Here is a 21,768-nt window from a genome sequence, read left to right on the forward strand (position 1 = left end):
GCGGTCCTCAGCGGAGGAACGCAGCCACGGCCTGTGCGAAGACCTTCGGGTCGTCCAGCCACGGGTAGTGCCCCGCCCCCGCCTGCACCGCATACGTCACGTCCGCGCCCGCGAACATCCCCGCGAACTCCTCCACCGCCGGGGGCGGACTGTTCAGGTCGTACTCGCCCCCCAACAGGCCCACCGGCACGGTGAGTTCGGCCAGCGCCGCCCGCGTCGCCGCCGGGTCGAAAGCTCCCTCCGCGCCGAAGGCGCGACCGGAGACCGGGTTGGTGTTCATCGCCTCCGACGCGGCGGCATGGGCCCGCGCCGCCTCGTCCCAGCGTCCCCAGAAGAACGGCGTGACCGCCGCGAAGTTCGCCCCCGTCGCCTCGCCCGCCGCGATGGCGCTCAGCGCGGCCGAGGCCTCCGGGTACCAGTCCTCTTCCCGGCGCAGCTCCGCGCCCGCGCGCCGCATCTCGTCCGGGATGTCGATGCCGACGGCCCGGGTGCTCGGCGTGATCAGCACGAGCCGGGCGACGCGCTCGGGGTGGCGGGCCGCGTACCGTGCGGCGACGTTCGCCCCTGCGGAGTGCGCGAGGAGGTCGAGCGCGGGCAGCCCCAGGTGGACGCGCAGCGCCTCGACGTCCTCGACGAGCCGGTCGCAGCGGTACGAGTCCGGGTCCTCCGGCAGGTCGGACCCGCCGCTCCCCCGGAAGTCCAGGAACAGCAGCCGCCGCCCGGAGGCCTCGGACAGCCCGCCGAGGTCCCCGAAGTAGCGGGAGTCGTGCACGGGACCACCGGGCAGGCAGACGACGGGGGCCGCGGCCCCATCCGTACCGTCGCCCTCGGCGACGACGCGGTACGCGAGCCGGGTTCCGTCCGGCGCGTCGAAGTGGGAGTACGGGGAGGGAGCGGGAGAGTTGATCATGCCCGCGATCATGCCAGCCCTTTCCCGCAGGTCAACCCCTGTTTCCGGGCCACCCCGCCCTCCCACGCCAGCTCGAAGTACCTCACTTCCTCGTCCTCCCCGACCGGGAGCATCCCCGCCGCCAGCATCACCCGCTGGGACGCGATGTTGTCGTGGTCGGCGTCGCCCTTCACCCGGGAGGCCCCGCACACGCGGGCGAACCGCACGATCTCCCGCAGCGCCTCGGTCGCGTATCCGTTCCCCCAGGCCGCCGGAATCAGCCCGTACCCGATCGTGACGGCACCGCTCTCGTCCGCCGCCGCGTGAAAGCCGATGCCGCCGATCGGACTGCCGTCCTCCCGCAGACGTATCTCGAAGTTCGCGTACGGACTCGGGTCGCCCTTCTCCGCGCATGTCCGCAGAAACCGCTGGGCCGCCGAGATGTCGCCCTCGCGCGGATAGTCCGGCGTCTCGTGCAGCGGTCCGCCCGCCACCAGCCGCTCGGAGTCCGCCACGGACAAGGGGTGCAGGACGAGCCGTTCCGTCTGAAGGTCCGTCTGAGGGTCCGTCTGAGGGTCTGGCTGAAGGTTTTCCGGGCCGAGGTCGTTGGTCATGGGAGCGAGAACTATCACGTGCTCCCGCTCACCCGCACGGGGATAACGCACCGGGAGCGGCGCCCGGTCCGTACAGCCGACCGACGTACGCACTTCGCAGGAAACCTCCGCGTCCCGAGGCGAGTGGGACCGGTGACCGCAGGCCTCGGCGGCCCGGGGCGATGCCGCCCGGGCCGCCCACCGCCGCCCACCCAGGAACGGGAGCCACCCATGACCGTGAGCGCGGACGTCGACTTCCTCACGTACAAGATCGACCGCACCTTCGACATGCTCGACGGAGACGCTGACGGTCTCCTCACCGAGGCCGACCTCTGCGGGCTCGCGGACGGCATGGCGAAGGCGCTCGGCGAGGCCTCCGACGCGCCGAAGATCGTCGAACTCCGGGACGCCTTCCGCCACTTCTGGCACAGCGAGCTGGGCCGGATGAGCTCCGACAGCAGCCGGGAGGTCCTCACCCGGGAGGACTTCTGCGCCGGGATGCGGGGGCGGGCGACGTCCCAGGGGCCCGAGGCGCGCGATGAGTTCCTGGGCAACGTGGGCGTGATGACGCACTGCTGGATGGACATCGGCTCCCGCGACGGCGACGGGCGGGTGACGCGGGACGAGTTCGTCGCGATGTACCACAACGGCATGGGCGTCCCGGAGGGCGAACTCGGTGACGCCTTCGCGGAGTTGGACGTGGACGGCGACGGTCTGCTCGACCGTGACGAGGTGCGGCAGGCCACCGCCGAGTACTACACGAGCGAGGACCCCGAGGCACCGGGGAACTGGCTGTTCGGTCCGATCTGAAGTGCCCGGGGTGGGGGCTGCTCAGTAACCGGTGCGGTACGGAGCGGCCCACCTGCCCCGCCCACCTCGCCCCGACCACGCCGCCCCGCTCACCCCGCCAGCACTCGCTCCAGCGAGGCCCGCCCCACCGGCCCCCACGTCGGCTTCCCGCCCGGCAGGCCCTTGTCCCCGTTGTGCCCGATGGCGATGAGCATCAGGGCGCGCGACAGGGCCCAGCCCCTGGCGCGCCGTACCGTCGCCTCGTCCACCTCCCCGTACGCGGCGAAGAAGCGCGCCACGGTGGCCTGTTCGGCCCCGGGCGGGCCTGCGGGGAGCAGGGTCCAGGCGGCCGCCAGGTCCTGGGCCGGGTCGCCCGCGCACACGTCGCCGAAGTCGATGACCCCGGAGAGGCGGCCGTCGGTGACGACGGCGTTCGCGGGGTGCAGGTCGGCATGCCGCCACACCCGCGGGCCCTCCCAGGCGGGTGCCGCCGCCGCGTCCTCCAACACGGCCCGCACCCGGTCGACGTCCACCTGCCGTATCGCGGAGCCGTCGCCCGCCGCCCGTTCCTCGGCCAGCGTGCGGGCGACACCCTGACTCACCTGGGCCAGCGACACCTCCCGCATCGGGTTCACCGGGGCGTCCGCCGGGGCCGGAACATGCAGGGCGCGCAGGAACCCCGCCAGCGTGTCGGCCGTCTCCAGCCGGTGCTCGTCGGCCACCGGGGCCGCGTCGGCGGGCTCCCCGGGCACCCACGCCGCCACCGACCAGGGGCGCGGGAAACGCTCGGTCGGCTCCCCGTCCCGTACCGGAACGGGCACCGGAAGCGGCAGCCGCGCGGCCAGCTCCGGCAGCCAGCGCAGCTCGTTGCGCAGCAGCTCCGGACCGCGCGGCGTGAGCGGCAGCCGTACCGCCAACTCTTCGCCCAGCCGCCACATTTGCATGTCCCAGCCGCCGCGCACCCGGTGCAGCTCCAGTCCTGCCAGATCCCGGTGCTGTTCCTCCAACAGGCCCCTCACCAGCGGCGCGTCGATCGCGTCCCCGTTCAAGTGGCTTGTCGCGTCGATCCGTCGGGTGCGTGTGTCGCTCACGTTGCTCATGGGGTCAACCTACGACGACGCACCCGGCACAATGCGTCCATGCTGCATGTACGAGTCATCAGTCCGGCCGACCGCACCGACGAGGTGCTGGGCATCGCCACGGACTGCCCCGCCGTCGTCAACGTCCTCAAGCTGCCCGGCGCCGCGCACGCCCCGGTGGGCGACCTCGTCGAGTTCGACGTCGCGCGGGAGGCCGCCAACGGCGTCCTCGACGCGCTGCGCGAGCTGGGGCTCAAGGACACCGGCGGCATCACCGTCGAACAGGTCGACCTGTCGATCTCCTCGGCCGCCGAGAAGGCGGAGGAGGTCGCTCCGGGCGACCCGGACGACGCCGTGGTGTGGGACGAGCTGACCGCCCGCACCGCCGCAGAGACTCGTCTGACCTGGGCGTTCCTTGCGTTCCTCGCGCTGGCCACCCAGATCGCGGCGATCGGTGCGCTGCTGGATCAGCCCATCCTGATAGTGGGGGCGATGGTGCTGGGCCCGGAGTTCGGGCCGGTCGCGGCGATCTGCTTCGGCGTGATGAGCCGCAAGGGCCCGCTGATCGGCAAGGCCGTCCGTACCCTCGTCGTCGGCTTCACGGCGGCGGTGCTGATCACCATGGCGTGTGCGGCGGCCGGGCGGCTGCTGGGCTGGATCGAGCCCACCATGCTCGACGACCGGCCGTTGACCGACTTCATCATCCACCCCGACCGGTGGTCGTTCGTCGTCGCGCTGCTCGCCGGGATCGCCGGGATCCTCTCCATGACGGCGGGCAAGTCGTCCACGCTGGTCGGCGTCTTCATCTCGGTCACCACCGTGCCCGCCGCCGGGAACCTGGCGGTCGCGGTCCCGCTCGGGCACTGGAGCGAGGTGAGCGCCTCGCTGATCCAGCTGGGCGTCAACCTGGCGGGCATGCTGATCGCGGGGACGGTGACCCTGTTCGTACAGCGGGCGCTGTGGTCGCGGTACGGGATGAAGGTCGCCCGGAGCCGCTAGCGGCCCTCGGCTCCTGCCGGCCCGGAGCCGCCGGCCGACCTCAGCTCCTGCCGGCCCGGAGCCGCTGGCGGCGCTCAGCTCCTGCTAGCCCTTCACCGGCTCCGGGAGTTCCGGGGTGAAGCAGGCCGTGACCGCCTTGCCGTGCTGCTGCTCGTGGGTCTCCCAGCTGTCCGCCAGCGCGTCCACGATCGCGATGCCGCGTCCCGAGACCGCGCCCGTGGACTCGGCGTGCTGCTTCGGCGCGCGTTCGGGCGTGTCGTCGTGGACGGAGATGTGCACGCAGCGGCTGTCCCAGGTCAGCACGAGCTGGGCGTCGCTGCGGGCGTGCAGATGGGCGTTGGTGAGCAGCTCGGAGACGGCCAGCACGATGGAGTCCGCGGTGTCGGGACTGCTCTCGTACCAGGGCAGCTGCGAGAGGTGCTCCTCCGTCCACCTTCTGCCCTCGCGCACGCCCCCCGACATCGGGAACGTCCTCGCCCAGCCCACCGCGCGCATCGACATGACCCTGCCCCTCTTCCGTATCGCCGTCCGGTGGTACGTCTGCTACGTCACCGATCGCTGCCGTACGTGTACCCGAGAACCCGGCGGCGAACAGGGGGCGTGCGGAGCGTGTCCGGGGTGGGGTCGGAGCCGGGGCCGGAGCGGGGCCTGGTCAGGCGGCGCCCGCGTCGGCGTCCGGGTCGCGGACGACGCGCAGTACGCGCCGGGCGTTGTTCACCGGGCCGCCGTGCGTGCCGGTCGAGCCGTTCGCCGTCGTCCAGTACGGGTGCTCGTTGACGGCCATCGTCAGCTCGCGGATGCGTTCCCACAGCTCCTCGACCTGGTCCACCTCCTCCTCGGTGAACACGGGGGAGGAGTCCGCGCCCCAGGGAGGGGCGGTGGCGAGGGTGTGGAAGTCGGCCTGGGCCTGGTGGAGCTGCTGCTGGAGGTCGATGAGGTCCTCGGGGAAGGGGGCGGAGTAGGAAGACATACGGGAAGCGTACGTCTGTTCGATTTACAGATGCCAGTCGAGCGACTGTGATCTGCCCGTTCGCCCTGAACAGTGGGCGGAACGCTCGTACGATTCGAGGCAAGGTGGCACAAGGCCCCGCGAAAGGGAGGTCGGATTCCCATGCTCTCCAGTGAATTCCGTACCGGCGCACCCAACTGGCTCGACCTCGGCAGCCCGGACATCCCCGCGGCGGCGGCCTTCTACGGCGCCGTCTTCGGCTGGGAGTTCGAGTCCGCCGGGTCCGAGAGCGGCGGCTACGGCTTCTTCCGGAAGAACGGCAGGACCGTCGCCGGGATCGGCTCCCTCACCGAGGAGGGCGCGCACCCGGCCTGGACGGTCTACTTCGCGACGCGGGACGCCGAGGGCGTGGCCAAGGCCACGGAGCAGGCGGGCGGGACCGTGCGGGTCGAGGCCTTCGACGTCATGGACTCGGGGCGGATGGCGTGTCTCACCGACCCGACGGGGGCGGAGTTCGCGGTGTGGCAGCCCGCCGCGCACCAGGGCCTGGAGGTGACGTCGGAGGACGACACGCTCCTGTGGACCGAGCTGCACACCGCCGACCCGACGGCCGCGCTGGACTTCTACCGCTCCCTCTTCGGCTGGCGCTCGCAGGAGATGGAGGTGCCGGGCATGGTCATGGCGTACGCGGTGATCTCCTCGGCGGAGGGCGACGTGGAGGACATGTCCTTCGGCGGCGTGGCCCCGGCCAGGCCGGACGAGTCGACGGCGTGGATCTCGTACTTCGGCGTGGCCGACCCGGACGCGACGGCGAACCGGGTGGTGGAGAGCGGCGGCAGCGTCGTCGTACCGCCGTCGGACATTCCCGAGGTCGGGCGCATGGCGTTCTTCGCGGACCCGGCGGGGGCGCGGTTCGCGGTGCTGAAGCCGAATCCGCGGCAGGAGTGAGGGCTCCTTCCGGCTCCGGGTGAGCGCGTGGCTTCCGGTTGTTCCGGGTGGGTGGCGCGGCTTCTGGTTCCGGGTGGGCGGTACGGCTTCCGGTTCCGGGTGGGCGGTACGGCTTCCGGTTCCGGGCATGTGCACGGCGGGCGCGTTCCTCTTCGGATCGCGCCCGCCGTGGTCTGGGGGGGCGGGTCAGCCGGTGATCCGCATCGCGCTGAGCTTGTCGCCGTCGACGGTGAAGGCGAAGTCGGACGGGCCGTTGAAGCCGTCGCTCTTGACCTCGGCGGTCACGGTCACGGTGTTCTTGTCCCGCGCGTCCTGCTTCACCTTGTTCACGGTGAGCTTCGCCTTGGCACCGATCAGCTCCTTGTCGCTCCAGCCCTTGATGGCGGCGTGGCCCTTGAAGTCCCGGCCCGAGTCATTGACCAGGGCGTCCTTCGTGAACGCGGCGACGAAGGCCTTGTTGTCGCCGTCGTTCACGGCGGACACCGCGCGCTGGACGGGGGCCGGGAGGGCGGTGGAGGAACTGGGGGAGGGGGACTCCGCGGCGACGGCGGCAGGAGCGGCGAACAGGGCCGCGCCGCCGAGGAGGAGTGCGCCGGCCGCCGCGGCGCGGGGATTGTACCGCAAGGAGGTGCGCTGAGCCATGGGAGAACGTCCTCACTGGGCCAAAAGGGGTAAAGGGGCCATAGCGACCTTGCTCCCGCCTCCGCAAGATCGCAAGCGCACTGCAAGCGCGCCACAAGCGCGCAAGCGCACCGCCTTCGCCTGCCGCGTGCCGGGGCGCGTGCTCAGAACTCGTCGCCCAGCCCCAGCAGCAACGTCCGCATCAGGAGTGCGAGCTGCTCCTGCTCGGCGGGGGAGAGCGCGGACAGGAGTCGCGACTCGGTGGCCAGGTGGTCCGGCAGGGTCGCCTCGACCAGCGCCAGCCCCTTTTCCGTCAGGGCGACCTGGACGACCCGGCCGTCCGTGGGGCTCGGCCTGCGGGTGATCAGCCCGCGGCCCTGGAGGCGGTCCAGGCGCTGGGTGACCGCACCCGAGGTCACCATCGCGGAGGCCATCAGCTCGGCGGGGGTGAGGGGGCGGTCCGGGCCGTTGCGCCGCAGGGTCGCCAGGACGTCGAAGGACGCCCGGTCCAGGCCGTGCGCGGCGAAGGTCCGCTTCATCTCCGGGTCGATGAGCAGCATCAGCCGCTTCAGCCGGCCGATCACCGCCATCGGGGAGACGTCCAGGTCGGGGCGCTGGGCGTGCCACTGGTCGAGTACGTGATCCACGTGGTCGCGGACCGGCGCGGCGGTCGCTCCGCCTGATGGGGCAGTCGCTCCGCCCGATGCGGCGTTGGTGTTCCTGTTCTCCGTCATGGAGAGACCCTAGCCGATCTCTTAGCAGTGAGATATGTTGTCTTAGTGCTAAGAAATCGCACGGCCCTCGTGCTTCTGACTGCCCTCGCCCCTGCCGTCTGGGGCTCCACCTACTTCGTCACCACCGAGTTCCTGCCCCCGGACCGCCCGCTGCTCGCGGGCGTGCTGCGGGCTCTCCCGGCCGGAATCCTCCTCGTACTCCTCACCAGGAAGCTCCCGAAGGGGAGTTGGTGGTGGAAGTCCCTCGTCCTGGGCGCCCTGAACATAGGTGTCTTCTTCGCCCTCCTCTTCGTCGCCGCCTACCGCCTCCCCGGCGGGGTCGCCGCCACGGTCGGCTCCGTGCAGCCCCTCCTCGTGGCGGGCCTCTCCGCCGGACTTCTCGGCCAACGCCTCACGCTGCGTACGCTGTTGGCGGCCGTGACCGGAATCGCCGGAGTCGCTCTCCTGGTGCTGCGCGCCGACGCCCGGCTGGACGTGCTCGGTGTGGCCGCCGCGCTCGGCGGTGCGGTCGTCATGGCGACCGGCGTCGTCCTCAGCAAGCGCTGGGTCTCCCCGGCGCCGCTGCTCGCCACCACCGGCTGGCAACTCGTCGCGGGCGGCCTGTTGTTGACGCCCGTCGCGCTCCTCGTTGAGGGTCCGCCGCCCTCCTCCCTCACGGGCGAGAACCTGCTCGGCTACGGATACCTCACGCTGATCGGCGCGGCCGTCGCGTACGTCCTGTGGTTCCGCGGCATCAAGGCGCTCTCGCCGACCGAGGTCACCTTCCTCGGCCTGCTCAGCCCGCTGGTCGCCACCGTGCTCGGCTGGGCGCTGCTCGGCCAGCAGCTCACCCCGCTGCAACTGCTCGGCGGTCTGCTCGCCCTGGCGGCCGTTGCCCTGGCGCAGCTGCGCCCGGGGGGCGGTGCGAAGGGCGGCTCCCGAACGGTCGCCGGGTCGGCACCGGCTGCGGCGCAGATGCCCGCCCCCGCCCCCACACGCTGACCCCGCCCTCAACACCCGCCATCTCTCCAGGAGGTACGATCCCCATGCGCATCACCGTCTTCGGAGCCACCGGTGCCACCGGAAGCCGTATCGTCGCCGAGGCCGTCGGCCGGGGGCACGCCGTCACCGCCGTCACCCGCGACCCGGCCCGCTTCGACGCCCTGCATCCCGGGGCGAGACCTGCCGCCGGAAACGCCCTCGATCCGGACAGCGTGGCCGAACTGGCCCACGGTCAGGACCTGTTGATCGGCGCCACCCGCCCGGTGCCCGGCCAGGAGGAACAGCTCGCCGCGGCCGCCGAGGCACTCGTCGCGGGAGCCGCCCGCACCGGGGCGCGCCTTCTGGTCGTCGGCGGGGCGGGCAGCCTCCGCCTCCCCGGCAGTGACACGCTCACCGTGATCGACGGGCCGGACTTCCCGCGGTCCTGGCGGCCCATCGCGCTCGCCTGCAACGACCAGCTGGCCGTCGTCCGCGCGGCCGGTCCGGAAGTGGACTGGGCGTACGTGAGTCCTTCCGCCCTCTTCGCCCCCGGCGAGCGCACGGGGACGTACCGGCTGGGCACCGACGAGCTCCTGGTCTCTCCCACCACCGGCGAATCCGCCATCTCCATGGAGGACTTCGCCCTCGCGATCCTCGACGAGGCAGAACGCCCCAAGCACCACCGGACCCGCTTCACCGTCGGCTACTGACCCTCCCTGCCCGGGGCGACCCGCACCGCTGACGGTCGACGGTCGACGGCGCCCCGCAACCTACAGTGGCCCCCGTGGCGCAGGGGCCCCGGAGGGAACCCTCCCCACCAGCCACGCCCGCCGGAAAGAGGAGCCGCGACCATGGCCACCACCTACATTGCCGTCCTGCTCACCCGGGCGACCTCCGACGCCGACGGGCACGAACCCCTCTACGCCGAGGACTTCGTCCTGCTGGCCGCCGACAGCGAGGAGGAGGCTCGGACCAAGGCCCTCGCCCACGGCAGGTCCCAGGAGACCAGCTACGAGAACGAGCGCGGTGAGCGCATCACCTGGAAGCTCCTGCACGTCGTGGACGTCAGCGAGGTCCTGGACACGACGCTCCGGGACGGCGCCGACCTCTACAGCCGCCACTTCAAGAACTACGAGGCCTACCGCGCCTTCGAACCCCTGCTGCCGGGCGATCCCCTCTGAGCCCTGAGCCCTGAGCCCTGGGCCTCCCGGGCTCAGCCCCGGAGCGGTGGGTCCGTCAGGTTGGTGATCCTCAGGTCGGAGCGGCGGACGGTGTACCAGACCTCCGTGTCCGGGCTCGCGCCCCAGATCTGGGTGACGATCACCGTGGCCGTGGTGGCGGTCTGCGCGTGGTTGCGCACCTTCCAGTCCTTGGGGACGTTCTGTGCGCGCAGCACCGGGTCGGCGTGGTTCTGCTCGGCCCATGCGGCGAGCTGGGCGTCCAGTTCGGCGGTGAGGTGCGCCTTGCGGACCTGTTCGGGTGTGTGCGGGCCGGAGCCCTGGACGGCCTTCCGGTAGGCCTTGAAGAAGGTGTTGACCTCGGCGGCGGGGGTGCGGGTCTCGCCCTGAGCCTCCGTGGCGGTCGCGGTGGGCGTGGCGGACGCGGGGGTCGCGGCGAGCGGTGCCGCCAGGGCGAGGGCGGGGATCAGTGCCGCCTGAGCGAAGATCGCGAAGATGTTGCGCTGTGTGTTCATACGTACCAGAGAAGCAGGCGAAGAGTGTTCGTGTCATCACTCACAGTGATGAATCTGATCCCGCGTGCTCGCCCTCCGCTGCCCAGCGTTCGTCCGCCGCCCGGTACCTGTCCGCCACCAGGCGCGCGATGCGCGGGTGGTCCGCGACCGGCTCCGACACCGCCCACGCCCCGCACTCCGCCAGCGCCCGCGTGAAACGGCCCGGTGCGAGGAGGTGGGCCGCGACAGCGACACGCCGGTGACCGGCGGCGCGCAGGCGGGCCACCGCCTCCGGCACCGTCGGCTCCGCCGCCGAGCAGTACGCCGGGACCACCGGCACATCCCGCAGGTCGCGCAGGTCGTCGACCACCGCGAGGGTTCCGTCGTTGCCGCCCGGCCGGGTCGAGCCCGCGCCCGCCACCACGATCGCGTCGGCCCAGCCCCCGAGCGGCGCCTCCGCCTCCCGCAGCCGCGCGTGCACCGCCAGCGTCACGTCCCGCTCGCCGCTCAGCCCCTCCGTGACCGTGCAGTCGTATGCCCGCGCCACCGCCGGAATGTCGACCTTCCGGTGGTACCCGTCGCCCAGCAGCACCGGCATCACCACCGCCCCCGGACGCTCCGCCAGCACCTCGCCCAACGACGGCCGCTGTACGTCGAGATGGCCCACCACGGGACGTACGCCCGTCGTCTGTTCCAGCCGTGCGGCCAGCCGCCCGATCGTCTCGGCGGCCTCCGGGACCGCGCTGCCGTGTACGGCGAGGACCAGCATCCGTGCCTCCGGAATCCGAGAAGAAGGGGGGAGAAAGAGGGGCGTCCACCCTTCACGCTATGCCGCGCCCGCCCCTCGCGCCGCAGTCCAACGTCCCGGCACAGAGGGGCCGTCCGGGGCCGCGCAGAAGGGTCCTCCGACCCTTCCACCTGGGGCTTTCGCCGACGATCAGGACCCCTGCACAGGTCTAGCGTCGAAGGTGCCCGGCACGGTACCGGGCGGTTGTGACGGAGCGGAGATTCGCCCATGACACACGCGGACAGGGGCCGGAGCCCCGGGGCGCACGGCCCCGAGACGCAGACCCTGGTGGTGATCGGCCACGGAATGGTCGGCCACCGACTGCTGGAAGCCCTCGCCGAACGCGGCGCCCTCACCGGCCCCGGCTCGCCCGGCTGGCACGCGGTCGTCCTGGCCGAGGAGGACATCCCGGCCTACGACCGCGTGCACCTCTCCTCCCTCTTCACCGGCACCGCCCCCACCGAACTCTCCCTCTCCACACCGGAGTTCCTTGCCGAACACGGCGTCGAGCTGCACCTCGGCGACCCCGCCGAGCACATCGACCCCACCGGACGGACCGTCACCACCGCCTCGGGCACGACGATTTCGTACGACGCGCTGGTGCTGGCCACCGGCTCGTACCCGTTCGTCCCGCCCATCCCCGGCGCCGACGCCGCCGGCTGCTTCACCTACCGCACCCAGTACGACGTCAACTCCCTGACCGCGTACGCCGACCAGGCCCGCGACGGCGTCGTCATCGGCGGCGGACTCCTCGGCCTGGAGGCCGCCGGTGCGCTGCGCACCCTCGGCCTGCGCACCCATGTCGTCGAATTCGCACCGCGCCTGATGCCCCAACAGGTCGACGACGGAGGTGCCGCCGCCCTGCGCGCCACCATCGAGTCGATGGGCGTCGCCGTCCACACCGGCGTCGGCGCCACCGAGGTCGTCCGCGACGACGACGGCATCACGAGCGGACTCCGCCTCTCCGACGGCAAGGTCATCGACGCCGAGGTCGTCGTCTTCTCGGCGGGCGTACGTCCCCGGGACCGCCTCGCGCGCGAGTGCGGGCTCGCCGTCGGCGACCGGGGCGGCGTCGCGGTCGACGCCCACTGCCGCACCTCCGACCCGTACATCTACGCGGTGGGGGAGTGCGCGCAGACCGTCGACGGGCGGGTGTACGGCCTGGTCGCGCCCGGCTACCAGATGGCCGAGACCGTCGCGGACGCCCTCGCGGGCGAGGGCGTCGAGGTCTTCACCGGCGCGGACACCTCCACCAAGCTGAAGCTGATGGGCGCGGACGTCGCCTCGTTCGGCAACCCGTTCGCCGCCGAGGAGGACGCCGTCGCGGTCGTCTTCTCCGACGAGCGCGAAGGCGTCTACAAGAAGCTGCTGCTCGGCCCCGACGGACAGCTCATCGGCGGCATCCTGGTCGGCGACGCGGCGGCCTACGGCTCACTGAAGCCGCACGCCGGACGCCAACTCCCCGGCCCCGCCGAGGCGTTCATCGTGCCGAACACCGGAGGCGCGGAGCTGCCCGGCGCGGACGCGCTCCCCGACGACGCCGTCGTCTGCTCCTGCCACAACGTCACCAAGGGGCAGGTCCAGGCCGCCGTCACCGAGGAGGGCGTCACCGACATCGGCGGCGTCAAGCGGTGCACCAAGGCCGGTACGGGCTGCGGCGGCTGCCTCGGCACACTGCAGGCGGTCCTCGACGCGGCGGGCGTCGAGAAGGCGCGCGGGCTGTGCGAGCACTTCCCCGAACTGACCCGCTCCGAGATCTACGCCCTCGTACGCACGGAGAAGATCCGCTCCTTCAGCGAGTTGAGGGACCGTCACGGCAACGGTGAGGGCTGCGTGGTCTGCAAGCCGGTCGTCGCCAACGTGCTCGGCACACTCGGCCCCGACCTCGGCCTGGAACACATCCTCGACGGCGAGCAGGCCGCCCTCCAGGACACCAACGACCTCTTCCTCGCCAACATCCAGAAGGACGGCACCTACTCCGTCGTCCCGCGTGTCGCGGGCGGCGAGATAACCCCCGAGCAGCTCGTGGCGCTCGGCGAGGTCGCCGCCGCATACGGCCTCTACACCAAGATCACCGGCGCCCAGCGGATCGGCCTCTTCGGAGCCCGCAAGGACCAACTCCCCGACATATGGCGGCGTTTGGCCGGTCACGGCTTCGAGTCGGGGCAGGCGTACGGAAAGTCGCTGCGCGCCGTGAAGTCGTGCGTCGGCGCCCGCTTCTGCCGCTTCGGGCAGGGCGACTCCATCCAGCTCGCCGTCGACCTGGAGCTGCGCTACCGGGGTCTGCGCACCCCGCACAAGTTCAAGGGCGGCGTCTCCGGCTGCCTGCGCGAGTGCGCCGAGGCACGCGGCAAGGACATCGGCGTCATCGCCACCGCGGGCGGCTGGAACCTGTACGTCGGCGGCAACGGCGGCACCAACCCGCGCCACGCCGACCTCCTCGCCCAGGACCTCGACAGCGCCCAACTCTTCGCCCTGGTCGACCGGTTCCTCATGTACTACCTGCGCACCGGTGAACGCCTGGAGCGCACGGCGGCCTGGATCGAACGGATCGCAGGAGGCGTCGAGCACCTCAAGGAGGTCCTCGTCGAGGACTCCCTCGGCATCTGCGCCGAACTGGAGGAGCAGATGGAACGCCACGTCGCCGCCTACCGCGACGAGTGGGAGGCCGTCCTCGCCGACCCGGCGAAGCTGGACCGGTTCGGCGAATTCACCGGCGAGGAAGAGGACTTGGAGCCGGGACGCGGCCGGGTCACCTTCCTCCCGGACGGCACGGGCCAGGCCGCCGTCTTCCGCGACGCCTCCGGCGAGGTGTACGCGGTCGGCAACCGCGACCCCTTCTCCGGCGCCGACGTCCTCGCCGACGGGATCATGGGCACGGTCGGCGACCGGCCCGTCATCACCTCCCCTATGCACAAGCAGGCCTTCGACCTGCGCACCGGGCAGTGCCTGGACGACCCCGAAGTCTTCATCCCCGTACACGAGTTGACCCTCGACGGTCCTCGGACGCACCAGTCTCACAGGGCTACGCACCAGACGCACAGGAAGCAGTCATGAGTTCTCTCGCACAGGCACCCCGCACGGGTGACGACGCGGCCCAGGCCGTCGACCCGGCGCAGTACCGCCCCGGCCGCACCATCACCGACTGGCGCCCCGAGGACCCCGCCTTCTGGCGCGCCACGGGCCGCAAGGTCGCCCGTCGCAACCTCTGGATCGCGGTCCCGGCGCTGCTCGTCGCCTTCGTCGTGTGGCAGGTCTGGAGCATTACCGCGACGAACCTCACGGACGTCGGATTCGGGCTCAGCCAGAGCCAGTTGTTCTGGCTGACCGCCATCCCCGGCATCACCGGCGGCACCGCCCGCATCCTCTACACCTTCCTCGGCCCGATGGTCGGCCAGCGCACCTTCACCGCGCTCTCCACGGTGATCCTGGTCGTCCCGCTGATCTGGCTCGGCATCGCCATCCAGGACCCGACCACCCCGTACGGCGTCCTCATCACCATCGCCGCCCTCTGCGGCATCGGCGGCGCGAACTTCTCCTCCTCGCTCGCCAACATCGGCTTCTTCTTCCCGAAGCAGGAGAAGGGCAACGCCACCGGCATCAACGGCGGCCTCGGCAACCTCGGTGTCTCCGTCGTCCAGCTGCTCACCCCGATCGTGATCACCTGGTCGACCATCGCCATCGGCACCGCCCAGCACAAGGCCGACGGTACCCCCGTGTACCTCCAGAACGCCGCGTTCCTGTGGGTGCCGGTGCTGGTGGTCCTCGCGGCCGTGGCCTGGTTCGGGCAGAACAACCTCAAGGTCGCCTCGACCCCCTTCTCCCGCCAGAAGGTCATCTTCAAGCGCAAGCACAACTGGGTCATGACCTGGCTGTACGTCGGAACCTTCGGCTCCTTCATCGGCTTCGCCGCGGCCCTCCCGCTGCTCATCAAGACCACCTTCACCCCCATCGACGCCGCCTACTCGGCCGCCACGTACGCCTGGATGGGCCCGGCCATCGGCGCGCTCGCCCGGTGGGCGGGCGGCTGGATCGCCGACAAGCTCGGCGGTGCGCGGGTGACGATCCTGTCCTTCATCGGCATGGGCGTCTCGCTGGTCGGCGTCATCAACTTCCTTCCCCGGGGCGGCGATCAGGGCTCCTTCTGGGGCTTCTTCCTCTGCTTCCTGTCCGCCTTCCTCTTCTCGGGGATCGGCAACGGGTCGACCTTCCGGCAGATCCCGGTCATCTTCCGTACGACCCACCTCAAGGGCCTCGTCGAAGGCACCCCGGCCTACGACCAGGCGCTGAAGCAGGCCGAGATGGAGTCCGGTGCGGTCACCGGCTTCACCGCCGCCATCGCGGCGTACGGGTTCTTCTTCATCCCGGCGCTGTTCGGGTCGGTCGCGGTGACCAGCGCGATGTGGGGCTTTGTGGGCTTCTACGCGAGCTGTGTGGTCGTGACGTGGTGGTTCTACGCGAGGAAGGGTGCGGAGGCGCCCAGCTAGAGCCGTCCCCATGAGCTGGGCCCCGGGTACGTCCGTGCGTACCCGGGGCCCTTTGTGCTGTGCCTGGTGTGTCTACGCCACGCAGAACTCGTTGCCCTCCGGGTCCTGCATGACCCACCAGTGGCCTGCCGGGCCCTGGTCCACCTCGTTCACTCGGGTGGCCCCGAGCTTCTCCAGGCGCGCGACCTGCTTGTCGAGGTCGCCGGGCTCGGCGTGCACGTCGATGTGCAGGCGGTTCTTGCCGGACTTGGGCTCGGGGACGTCCTGGAAGAGGAGCCTGCGGCCGCGGCCGACGCCGCTGGTCTCGTCGTACGGGTCGTCGGGGTGGCGTACGCCCGCGAGACCCCGGAAGAGCTTGTGGCCGTTGTGCTCGGTGACGGCCTGCTCGGGGAGGTGCCCGGCGGCGAGGAGCTGTTCGATGAGGGCGCTGGGGTCCTCGACGACGTAACCCAGGGCTTCGGCCCAGAAGTCCGCGAGGGCGGGGGCGTTGTTGCTGTCGATGACCAACTTCCACGTGAGTGTCATGCGGCCAGTCTGAAGCCGTGTACGGGGAGTTGCCTACGGTTTCGGCCCCTGAGCGGTACGAAGCCGGGCCTTTGGGGCGGCTGCGTGCCGCCGCCTGGGCAGCCGTGGGCCTTCTCCGTGCCGGATGCGTGCGGCCCCGGGCCGCCTGGGCAAGGGGTCCCCAGCCCCGCCCCTTCACCTAAACCCGCAGGGGCAAGGGGACCGGTTCCGTGCGGGTGTGTCGTGGCTGGTCGCGCAGTTCCCCGCGCCCCTGAAGGGGCCCGGCGTCCCGCCCCGGCCCCCGGCCCCCGCCCCCTGAAAAGCGGCGATGAGTTCTTCCGGCTGGGACAGTCTTGTGTGGGAAGGCGGTCGTCCGGGCCGCCCCGCACAAGGAGCAGTACGTGACGCAGCTACTGAAGGTCCAGAACTTCAACGTGTCGAGCGACGGCATCGCCGCCGGCGAGGACCAGACCCTGGAGAGGCCCTTCGGGCACGTCGACCCCGGGCGGCTGTTCGCCTGGGCGGGGGCCACGGCGAGCTGGCCCAACCGCACCGAGCCCGGCGGCAGCCGCGGTCTGGACGACTACCTCACCCGGGACTTCTCCCACAACATCGGTGCCGAGATCATGGGGCGGAACAAGTTCGGCCCGCAGCGCGGCCCGTGGCAGGACGAGGAGTGGCAGGGCTGGTGGGGGGACGAGCCCCCGTTCCACACCCCGGTGTTCGTGCTGACCCACCACGTGCGTCCTTCGTTCACGCTCTCCGACACCACGTTCCACTTCGTCGACGCCGACCCCGCGACGGTGCTGGCGCAGGCCAGGGAAGCGGCTCGGGGCAAGGACGTGCGGCTCGGCGGTGGGGCCTCCACAATCCGGCAGTTCCTCGACGCGGACCTCGTCGACACCCTGCACGTGGCGGTGTCCCCGGTGAAGCTGGGGGAGGGGGTGCGGCTGTGGGAGTCCCCCGACGAACTGCGCGACCGGTTCCACGTGGACGTCGTCCCCAGCCCGAGCGGGGTGACGCACCACTTGTTCTGGCGGAAGTGAGTGGCTGTGCGGTCGGGCTCCACCTGAGGCCCGGGCCGGGCGGAGGCCGCCCGGCCCGGCCCGCAGCGACTTCCGGGAGTTACGCTCCCCGGGCAGAGGCGGTACGGATCACGGCACAGGGAGTGGTGGCGATGCGGCGCATCGACGTGGCGGAACGACGGGCAAGACTCGGGACGCGCCACCGGCTGGCGGCCGAGACCCGGGCCGACGACCCGGTGGAGGTGGCCCGCTCCCTGGTCGCCCTGCACAGCACCGACCCGGCCTCCGTGTACGTCGCCGCCTGGGCGCGGATGAACGGCGGCTCGGTGGCGGACGTGGAGCGCGCCCTGTACCAGGACCGCTCCCTCGTCCGCCTGCTCGCCATGCGCCGTACCGTCTTCGTCACCACCCCGGACGCCGCCCCGGTGGTGCAGGCCGCCTGCTCGGACGCCGTGGCCGCCCGCGAACGCCGCAAGCTGCTCGGCTTCCTCGCCGCCTCCGAGGTCGCGGACGACGAGCAGGGGGTACGGGAGTGGCTCGCCGCCACCGAGGACATCGCCGTACGCGCGCTCGCCGCCCGGGGCGAGTCCACGGCCTCCGAACTCGCCGACGACGACCCCCGCCTCAGCACCCCCGTCACGATCGTCACCGGGAAGGAGCCCTACGCCACGCAGAAGGCCGCGAGCCGGCTGCTGCTCCTGCTCGCCGCCGAAGGCCGCGTCGTACGGGGACGGCCGCGCGGCACCTGGACCTCGCACCAGTACCGCTGGGCCCCGCTCACCGACTGGCTCCCCGGCGGCCTCGAACCCTGGGACACCCGCCGGGCCGAGGAGGAGCTCGCCCGGCGCTGGCTGCGCGCCTTCGGCCCGGCCACCGCCGACGACCTGCAATGGTGGGCCGGATGGACGAAGACCCAGGTCAAGCGGGTGCTGGCCGCGCTGAAGCCGGTGCAGGTCGACCTCGGCGACGGCGGCACCGGGCTGCTCCTGCCCGACGACCTGGAGGAGACCGCACCGCCCGAGCCGTGGGCCGCACTGCTCCCCGGTCTGGACTCCACGCCGATGGGCTGGCACCAGCGGGAGTGGTTCCTCGGCGAGCACGGCCCGCGCCTGTTCGACCGGGCGGGCAACATCGGCCCCTCGCTCTGGTGGAACGGCCGTATCGTCGGCGGCTGGGCGCAGGACGCCGACGGTGCGATCGTGTGCCGCTTCCTGGAGGACGTCGGCGCGGCCGCCGAGGCCGCGGTACGGGCGGAGGCCGAACGCCTGGCCGTCCCCCTCGGCGGGGTCCGACTGAGCGCGCGTACCCGGGGCCGTACCTGGCTGGAGGAAGAACTCGCAGGTCAGAGCCCCCGAGCGGGGAAGGGCTGACGGCTTGTTCCAGCGGCTGGAGGCGGCGGGCATCGCGCCCACCGATCCGGGTATCGCCCACTACCAGGCTCAGGCGAAGGTGAGAACCGCCTTTCCGTGCAGGCGGCGGCCCAGCAGCGCCTCCGTCGCCTCCGCCGCCCGGTCCCACCCGCCGCGCCAGGCGATCTGCGGGTCGAGGTCGCCCGCGGCGACCCGGGCGGCGAGCCGGCTCAGGTCGGGGGCGAGTCCCCGGCAGCCGAGCAGGAAGAAGGTGACGAGGCTGCGGTCGTGGCGGCCCTGGTCGCCGAAGAGGGCACCGAAGGGGAAGTGCTCGCCCTGCTCGGCGGAGTGGCCGACCGCGACCAGCGTGCCGCCCTCCGCCAACTTCGCGTACGCATCGACGAGTTGAGTCCCGCCGACCAGGTCCAGCACCCCGTCCACCGGGGCGTCCAGGGCCTTCGGCTCCGGGACCACCTCGTGGGCGCCGAGGGCCCGCAGTCCGTCGCCGTACGCCGCCGGGCCTGCGGTGGAGGCGATGACGTGTGCCCCGCCCTGCCGGGCCAGTTGGACGGCGTACCGGCCGGTGCCGCCCGTGGCGCCGGTGATCAGGACCCGACGGCCCAGGAGCGGGCCCACGCGGTGCAGGGCGCGCAGGGCGGTGGCGCCCGCGACCGGGACCGTGCTGAGCGCCCCGAGGTCGGCGCCCTCCGGGGCCGTACCGATCAAGTCGGTGTCCACGGCGCGGAGTTCGGCCCACGCCCCGTCGGGGGCGAGGGTGACCACGGGGGTGCCGACGGCCGGCCCTGAGCCGTCGGCGGCGGCCCGTTCGACGACTCCGGCGGCGTCCCAGCCGAGGATCTGGCCGTCGGAAGCGTTCTCCAGGACGTGCCTCACCTCGCCGTGGTTGAGGGAGGTCGCGGCCACCCGGACCAGGGCCTGGTGCGGGGCGGGTACGGGTTCGGGGGCCTCGCCGAGGCGGAGTCCGGCGGGGGCGGAACGGTCGACGAGCAGGGCGCGCATGGCGAAGTGCACCTTTCGGTGGGAGGGGTGGTGTCCCGGAGGTGGACCGGGGTGGACCGGGGTGGGCCGGGGGCGGCTCGGAAGTGCGGGACCATTTCTGCCACTGAGTGGCACAAGCCGTCAAGTGGCGATTGCTCCCGTGTGGACCTTCCGCTTATGCTGCCGTCATGCCCCGAGCGACCTCCGACACCGCGATCGACCACCTCCCGCTGCGCGAGCGGAAGAAGCTGCGCACCCGGCAGGCGCTGATCGACACGGCCCTGGAGATGTTTACGGAGCGCGGCTTCGACGGCACCACGCTGGACGAGCTCTGCGACGCCGTGGAGGTGTCGAAGCGGACCTTCTTCCGCACCTTCACCAGCAAGGAAGACGTGGCCAGTGCGCCGACGCAGGATCTGTGGACGGCGTTCCTGGACGAGCTGGAGACCTGTGAACCGGACGGCCGGACGGTCCTCGTCATGCTCCAGGACGCGCTGCTCGCCGCCCTCGACCGGATGACGGCCGACGGCTGGGCGCGCCGGACGCTGCTGAGCCGTCGGCTGGCCGCGCACACGCCCTCGATGGACGCGCACGGCCTCCACTTCTGCGACCGCACCAGCCGCGCCGCGCTCGCGGTCCTGCACCGCAGGTTCGAACTCGGCGGGGCCGGGGAGGAGGTGCGCCCGCGCCTCGCGCTGGACCTGCTCGTCGCCGCGTTCCGCGCCGCGCTGGACGCCTGGATCGCACGGCCGGTCGCCCATACCCGGCAGGGGCTCGCCGCCGACGTGCGGTCGGTCTTCGCGGCCGTACCCGGAAGTCTGACCCTGGTGGCGACACCGCGCGGGGCGGGATGAGGCGGAGCCGCCAACGCCCTTACGGAATAAGGGTGTTGTGCGTCAGGTCGTACGCCCCGTAGGCCCTGTACGCCTCCCCGCGCGTCGGGCCGCCCACGCCCAGACGGCCAGCGCCACGGCCCACAGCGGATAGTTCATGGCGATCTTCGCGAACGCCAACCAGCCCGCCAGGTCCCGGTCGTACAGCCAGAACTGCACGGCGAAGCGCGAGCCGAAGACCAGTGCCAGCACCACCGTCGCCACGTCGTAGCCGAAGCGCGACGGGCGGTCGCGCAGCCAGGCCCGGGAGCCCCGGTTCACGGCAGTCCACAGCACCCCGGCCAGCGGGCGGCGCACCACCAGGGAGATCACCAGCACCACGAACACCGTCAGGCTCAGCCAGATGTCGACGACGAAGAAGTCCCGTGCCTCGCCCGACCTGCTCGCGAAGTACGAGGAGATGGCGACCCCGACGGACCCCGCCAGCGCGGGCTTCAGCGGCTGCCTGCGGACCGCCCGCAGCACCGTGAACGCGAGCACCGTGCCGATCGCGGCGAAGATCCCCGGCCACAGCCCGAAGGCCGAGTTGACCAGCACGAAGGAGACCGAGGGGAGGGAGGAGTGGAGCAGCCCCACGGGTCCGCCGGTCTCCTCCCAGAGGGTGGGACGCTGCTGCCTGCGGGGCGGGCGGGCCCCCGGTTCACGGTGCCCTGCCTGCTCTCCGGAGGGCGGTCGGCCCTCGGTGCGGTCGTGTCGCGGAGGGTGGGTGCAGTAGCTGACGGCCATGGCGGTGCCCCTTCCGGTCGTGCTTCACGGACGTTGTGTGCGCTCCTCCGTTGCGCGGCCTCGCGACGCGCGGCCCCGTGGTGCGCCGCCCTTCTCGACCTCGACGGCCCTGCGGTACAGCTCCTGGAGCTCGCGGACGAAGGCGTCCGTGTCGATCCGGGGGTCCGCGCAGAACAGCTCGTGGAACCCCTCCACCGAGCACTGCACGCTCTGCGCCACCCACGCCGGGTTCAGCTCCCGGAACTCCCCGCTGTCCACCCCGCGCCGCAGGATCTCCTCCACCGGCCCGGCCAGCGCCCGCGCGTCGAAGGCATCCGTGCGGCCCGGCGCCTTCCAGCTCGACGCCAGCCGCCACAACGCCCGGACCCCGTCCCGGTGTTGGTCCTGGAACCGTACGAACGCATCGATGTACGCGAGCAGTTCGGACATCGCGTCCGGCGCGTCCCGCAGTGCTTCCTCGATCGCGGCCGCGCACGTGGCGAGCAGGTCCTCGGTCAGCTGCACCAACACGTCGTCCTTGTCGGCGAAGTGATAGGTGATCAGCCCGGGGCTGGACAGCCCGGCCTCCTCGGCCACCCGGCTCAGTGACGTGCGGGACAGGCCGTCCCGCGCGAGCACGGTGACGGCGGCGTCGATGATCTGCCGCCTGCGCACCTCGCCCACGGCCGACGGACGCCGCACGGGCCTCTTGTTTGTACGCACAACCTAAAATTAGCACGGCTGAACAAAATGGGCGAGGCATCGACAGGACCGCTGACCGTAAGC

Annotated in this window: 24 protein-coding genes; 11 read left to right on the plus strand and 13 right to left on the minus strand. The window is 72.0% G+C overall.

What is annotated here, in order from left to right; translation table 11 throughout:
* Positions 1–7: 7 nt before the first annotated feature.
* Together ACIO3O_RS03725 and ACIO3O_RS03730 are read right to left on the minus strand one after the other, a co-directional pair.
* Positions 8–910 (minus strand): alpha/beta fold hydrolase, encoded by a 903-nt coding sequence (locus ACIO3O_RS03725; RefSeq protein ID WP_401741435.1) that lies wholly within the window; start codon positions 908–910, stop codon positions 8–10.
* An 8-nt stretch (positions 911–918) separates the two neighbouring features.
* Positions 919–1,503, minus strand: a complete 585-nt coding sequence (locus ACIO3O_RS03730) for a GNAT family N-acetyltransferase (protein ID WP_401741437.1) — start codon at positions 1,501–1,503, stop codon at positions 919–921.
* Positions 1,504–1,713: 210 nt separating this feature from the next.
* Here ACIO3O_RS03730 and ACIO3O_RS03735 point away from each other — a divergent pair, with 210 nt between their 5' ends.
* The gene (locus ACIO3O_RS03735) at positions 1,714–2,292 is read left to right on the plus strand and encodes an EF-hand domain-containing protein (RefSeq protein WP_401741438.1); all 579 of its coding nucleotides are present in this window, start codon (positions 1,714–1,716) and stop codon (positions 2,290–2,292) included.
* Positions 2,293–2,381: 89 nt separating this feature from the next.
* On the opposite strand, the gene ACIO3O_RS03740 is transcribed toward ACIO3O_RS03735, so the two are convergent.
* Complete coding sequence (locus tag ACIO3O_RS03740; protein WP_401741441.1) at positions 2,382–3,371, minus strand: aminoglycoside phosphotransferase family protein; 990 nt, start codon at positions 3,369–3,371, stop codon at positions 2,382–2,384.
* Between the two features lie 39 nt (positions 3,372–3,410).
* Between ACIO3O_RS03740 and ACIO3O_RS03745 the strand changes: the two genes are divergently transcribed.
* On the plus strand, positions 3,411–4,349 hold the full coding sequence (locus tag ACIO3O_RS03745; RefSeq protein ID WP_401741443.1) for a DUF389 domain-containing protein: 939 nt from the start codon (positions 3,411–3,413) through the stop codon (positions 4,347–4,349).
* Between the two features lie 84 nt (positions 4,350–4,433).
* On the opposite strand, the gene ACIO3O_RS03750 is transcribed toward ACIO3O_RS03745, so the two are convergent.
* Together ACIO3O_RS03750 and ACIO3O_RS03755 are read right to left on the minus strand one after the other, a co-directional pair.
* Positions 4,434–4,850, minus strand: a complete 417-nt coding sequence (locus ACIO3O_RS03750; protein WP_401741444.1) for an ATP-binding protein — start codon at positions 4,848–4,850, stop codon at positions 4,434–4,436.
* Positions 4,851–5,001: 151 nt separating this feature from the next.
* A complete protein-coding gene (locus ACIO3O_RS03755; RefSeq protein ID WP_401741446.1) occupies positions 5,002–5,319 on the minus strand; it encodes a hypothetical protein in 318 nt (105 codons plus the stop codon).
* Between the two features lie 141 nt (positions 5,320–5,460).
* On the opposite strand from ACIO3O_RS03755, the gene ACIO3O_RS03760 reads away from it, so the two are divergent.
* Entirely contained in the window at positions 5,461–6,246 is a 786-nt protein-coding gene (locus ACIO3O_RS03760; protein ID WP_401741449.1) for a VOC family protein, read from the plus strand.
* A gap of 186 nt (positions 6,247–6,432) precedes the next feature.
* Here the strand turns inward: ACIO3O_RS03760 and ACIO3O_RS03765 are convergent, their stop codons facing one another.
* Together ACIO3O_RS03765 and ACIO3O_RS03770 are read right to left on the minus strand one after the other, a co-directional pair.
* Positions 6,433–6,888 (minus strand): hypothetical protein, encoded by a 456-nt coding sequence (locus tag ACIO3O_RS03765; protein WP_401741451.1) that lies wholly within the window; start codon positions 6,886–6,888, stop codon positions 6,433–6,435.
* Positions 6,889–7,031: 143 nt separating this feature from the next.
* Positions 7,032–7,601: a MarR family winged helix-turn-helix transcriptional regulator gene (locus ACIO3O_RS03770; protein ID WP_401741453.1), complete on the minus strand. Its 570-nt coding sequence runs from the start codon at positions 7,599–7,601 to the stop codon at positions 7,032–7,034.
* A 45-nt stretch (positions 7,602–7,646) separates the two neighbouring features.
* On the opposite strand from ACIO3O_RS03770, the gene ACIO3O_RS03775 reads away from it, so the two are divergent.
* The 3 genes from ACIO3O_RS03775 to ACIO3O_RS03785 all read left to right on the plus strand — a co-directional run bounded on the left by ACIO3O_RS03775 (position 7,647) and on the right by ACIO3O_RS03785 (position 9,742).
* Positions 7,647–8,582: an EamA family transporter gene (locus tag ACIO3O_RS03775; protein WP_401741454.1), complete on the plus strand. Its 936-nt coding sequence runs from the start codon at positions 7,647–7,649 to the stop codon at positions 8,580–8,582.
* A 44-nt stretch (positions 8,583–8,626) separates the two neighbouring features.
* Positions 8,627–9,271 (plus strand): NAD(P)-dependent oxidoreductase, encoded by a 645-nt coding sequence (locus ACIO3O_RS03780; protein WP_401741455.1) that lies wholly within the window; start codon positions 8,627–8,629, stop codon positions 9,269–9,271.
* A gap of 141 nt (positions 9,272–9,412) precedes the next feature.
* The gene (locus ACIO3O_RS03785) at positions 9,413–9,742 is read left to right on the plus strand and encodes a DUF4288 domain-containing protein (protein WP_401741457.1); all 330 of its coding nucleotides are present in this window, start codon (positions 9,413–9,415) and stop codon (positions 9,740–9,742) included.
* Between the two features lie 32 nt (positions 9,743–9,774).
* Here ACIO3O_RS03785 and ACIO3O_RS03790 read toward each other — a convergent pair whose 3' ends face one another.
* Positions 9,775–10,254, minus strand: coding sequence for a hypothetical protein (locus tag ACIO3O_RS03790; protein ID WP_401741460.1), 480 nt, complete (start codon positions 10,252–10,254; stop codon positions 9,775–9,777).
* 40 nt (positions 10,255–10,294) lie between these two features.
* Positions 10,295–11,002, minus strand: a complete 708-nt coding sequence (locus tag ACIO3O_RS03795) for a sirohydrochlorin chelatase (RefSeq protein ID WP_401741462.1) — start codon at positions 11,000–11,002, stop codon at positions 10,295–10,297.
* Between the two features lie 246 nt (positions 11,003–11,248).
* Here ACIO3O_RS03795 and nirB point away from each other — a divergent pair, with 246 nt between their 5' ends.
* Both nirB and ACIO3O_RS03805 read left to right on the plus strand, forming a co-directional pair.
* On the plus strand, positions 11,249–14,077 hold the full coding sequence (gene nirB / locus ACIO3O_RS03800; protein WP_401741465.1) for a nitrite reductase large subunit NirB: 2,829 nt from the start codon (positions 11,249–11,251) through the stop codon (positions 14,075–14,077).
* Positions 14,074–15,507, plus strand: coding sequence for an MFS transporter (locus tag ACIO3O_RS03805; RefSeq protein WP_401741466.1), 1,434 nt, complete (start codon positions 14,074–14,076; stop codon positions 15,505–15,507). The genes nirB and ACIO3O_RS03805 overlap by 4 nt, the downstream gene beginning before the upstream one ends.
* 72 nt (positions 15,508–15,579) lie before the next feature.
* Here the strand turns inward: ACIO3O_RS03805 and ACIO3O_RS03810 are convergent, their stop codons facing one another.
* Entirely contained in the window at positions 15,580–16,032 is a 453-nt protein-coding gene (locus ACIO3O_RS03810) for a VOC family protein (protein ID WP_401741467.1), read from the minus strand.
* Positions 16,033–16,412: 380 nt separating this feature from the next.
* Here ACIO3O_RS03810 and ACIO3O_RS03815 point away from each other — a divergent pair, with 380 nt between their 5' ends.
* Positions 16,413–17,057 carry a dihydrofolate reductase family protein gene (locus ACIO3O_RS03815; protein ID WP_401741469.1) on the plus strand — a complete coding sequence of 215 codons (645 nt, stop codon included), beginning with the start codon at positions 16,413–16,415 and terminating at the stop codon, positions 17,055–17,057.
* 131 nt (positions 17,058–17,188) lie between these two features.
* Positions 17,189–18,406, plus strand: a complete 1,218-nt coding sequence (locus ACIO3O_RS03820) for a winged helix DNA-binding domain-containing protein (protein WP_401741472.1) — start codon at positions 17,189–17,191, stop codon at positions 18,404–18,406.
* Positions 18,407–18,475: 69 nt separating this feature from the next.
* Here the strand turns inward: ACIO3O_RS03820 and ACIO3O_RS03825 are convergent, their stop codons facing one another.
* Entirely contained in the window at positions 18,476–19,405 is a 930-nt protein-coding gene (locus ACIO3O_RS03825; RefSeq protein ID WP_401741473.1) for a zinc-binding dehydrogenase, read from the minus strand.
* A gap of 167 nt (positions 19,406–19,572) precedes the next feature.
* On the opposite strand from ACIO3O_RS03825, the gene ACIO3O_RS03830 reads away from it, so the two are divergent.
* A complete protein-coding gene (locus ACIO3O_RS03830; RefSeq protein WP_401741476.1) occupies positions 19,573–20,238 on the plus strand; it encodes a TetR/AcrR family transcriptional regulator in 666 nt (221 codons plus the stop codon).
* A 42-nt stretch (positions 20,239–20,280) separates the two neighbouring features.
* Here the strand turns inward: ACIO3O_RS03830 and ACIO3O_RS03835 are convergent, their stop codons facing one another.
* Positions 20,281–21,003 carry a DUF3159 domain-containing protein gene (locus ACIO3O_RS03835; protein ID WP_401741478.1) on the minus strand — a complete coding sequence of 241 codons (723 nt, stop codon included), beginning with the start codon at positions 21,001–21,003 and terminating at the stop codon, positions 20,281–20,283.
* Positions 21,004–21,027: 24 nt separating this feature from the next.
* On the minus strand, positions 21,028–21,705 hold the full coding sequence (locus ACIO3O_RS03840) for a TetR/AcrR family transcriptional regulator (RefSeq protein ID WP_401741481.1): 678 nt from the start codon (positions 21,703–21,705) through the stop codon (positions 21,028–21,030).
* Between the last annotated feature and the right edge of the window lie 63 nt (positions 21,706–21,768).

The sequence above is a fragment of the Streptomyces sp. NPDC087440 genome, from assembly GCF_044744005.1.
Classification (GTDB): Bacteria; Actinomycetota; Actinomycetes; order Streptomycetales; family Streptomycetaceae; genus Streptomyces.

Bases quoted from the DNA above. Each gene is read 5' to 3' on its own strand.
- ACIO3O_RS03725 (WP_401741435.1), bottom strand. From the start codon at position 910: ATGATCAACTCTCCCGCTCCCTCCCCGTACTCCCACTTCGACGCGCCG.
- ACIO3O_RS03765 (WP_401741451.1), bottom strand. From the start codon at position 6,888: ATGGCTCAGCGCACCTCCTTGCGGTACAATCCCCGCGCCGCGGCGGCC.
- nirB (WP_401741465.1), top strand. From the start codon at position 11,249: ATGACACACGCGGACAGGGGCCGGAGCCCCGGGGCGCACGGCCCCGAG.
- ACIO3O_RS03730 (WP_401741437.1), bottom strand. From the start codon at position 1,503: ATGACCAACGACCTCGGCCCGGAAAACCTTCAGCCAGACCCTCAGACG.
- ACIO3O_RS03750 (WP_401741444.1), bottom strand. From the start codon at position 4,850: ATGTCGATGCGCGCGGTGGGCTGGGCGAGGACGTTCCCGATGTCGGGG.
- ACIO3O_RS03745 (WP_401741443.1), top strand. From the start codon at position 3,411: ATGCTGCATGTACGAGTCATCAGTCCGGCCGACCGCACCGACGAGGTG.
- ACIO3O_RS03790 (WP_401741460.1), bottom strand. From the start codon at position 10,254: ATGAACACACAGCGCAACATCTTCGCGATCTTCGCTCAGGCGGCACTG.
- ACIO3O_RS03825 (WP_401741473.1), bottom strand. From the start codon at position 19,405: ATGCGCGCCCTGCTCGTCGACCGTTCCGCCCCCGCCGGACTCCGCCTC.
- ACIO3O_RS03780 (WP_401741455.1), top strand. From the start codon at position 8,627: ATGCGCATCACCGTCTTCGGAGCCACCGGTGCCACCGGAAGCCGTATC.
- ACIO3O_RS03755 (WP_401741446.1), bottom strand. From the start codon at position 5,319: ATGTCTTCCTACTCCGCCCCCTTCCCCGAGGACCTCATCGACCTCCAG.
- ACIO3O_RS03795 (WP_401741462.1), bottom strand. From the start codon at position 11,002: ATGCTGGTCCTCGCCGTACACGGCAGCGCGGTCCCGGAGGCCGCCGAG.
- ACIO3O_RS03835 (WP_401741478.1), bottom strand. From the start codon at position 21,003: ATGGCCGTCAGCTACTGCACCCACCCTCCGCGACACGACCGCACCGAG.
- ACIO3O_RS03830 (WP_401741476.1), top strand. From the start codon at position 19,573: ATGCCCCGAGCGACCTCCGACACCGCGATCGACCACCTCCCGCTGCGC.
- ACIO3O_RS03770 (WP_401741453.1), bottom strand. From the start codon at position 7,601: ATGACGGAGAACAGGAACACCAACGCCGCATCGGGCGGAGCGACTGCC.
- ACIO3O_RS03740 (WP_401741441.1), bottom strand. From the start codon at position 3,371: ATGAGCAACGTGAGCGACACACGCACCCGACGGATCGACGCGACAAGC.
- ACIO3O_RS03805 (WP_401741466.1), top strand. From the start codon at position 14,074: ATGAGTTCTCTCGCACAGGCACCCCGCACGGGTGACGACGCGGCCCAG.
- ACIO3O_RS03820 (WP_401741472.1), top strand. From the start codon at position 17,189: ATGCGGCGCATCGACGTGGCGGAACGACGGGCAAGACTCGGGACGCGC.
- ACIO3O_RS03735 (WP_401741438.1), top strand. From the start codon at position 1,714: ATGACCGTGAGCGCGGACGTCGACTTCCTCACGTACAAGATCGACCGC.
- ACIO3O_RS03760 (WP_401741449.1), top strand. From the start codon at position 5,461: ATGCTCTCCAGTGAATTCCGTACCGGCGCACCCAACTGGCTCGACCTC.
- ACIO3O_RS03785 (WP_401741457.1), top strand. From the start codon at position 9,413: ATGGCCACCACCTACATTGCCGTCCTGCTCACCCGGGCGACCTCCGAC.
- ACIO3O_RS03810 (WP_401741467.1), bottom strand. From the start codon at position 16,032: ATGACACTCACGTGGAAGTTGGTCATCGACAGCAACAACGCCCCCGCC.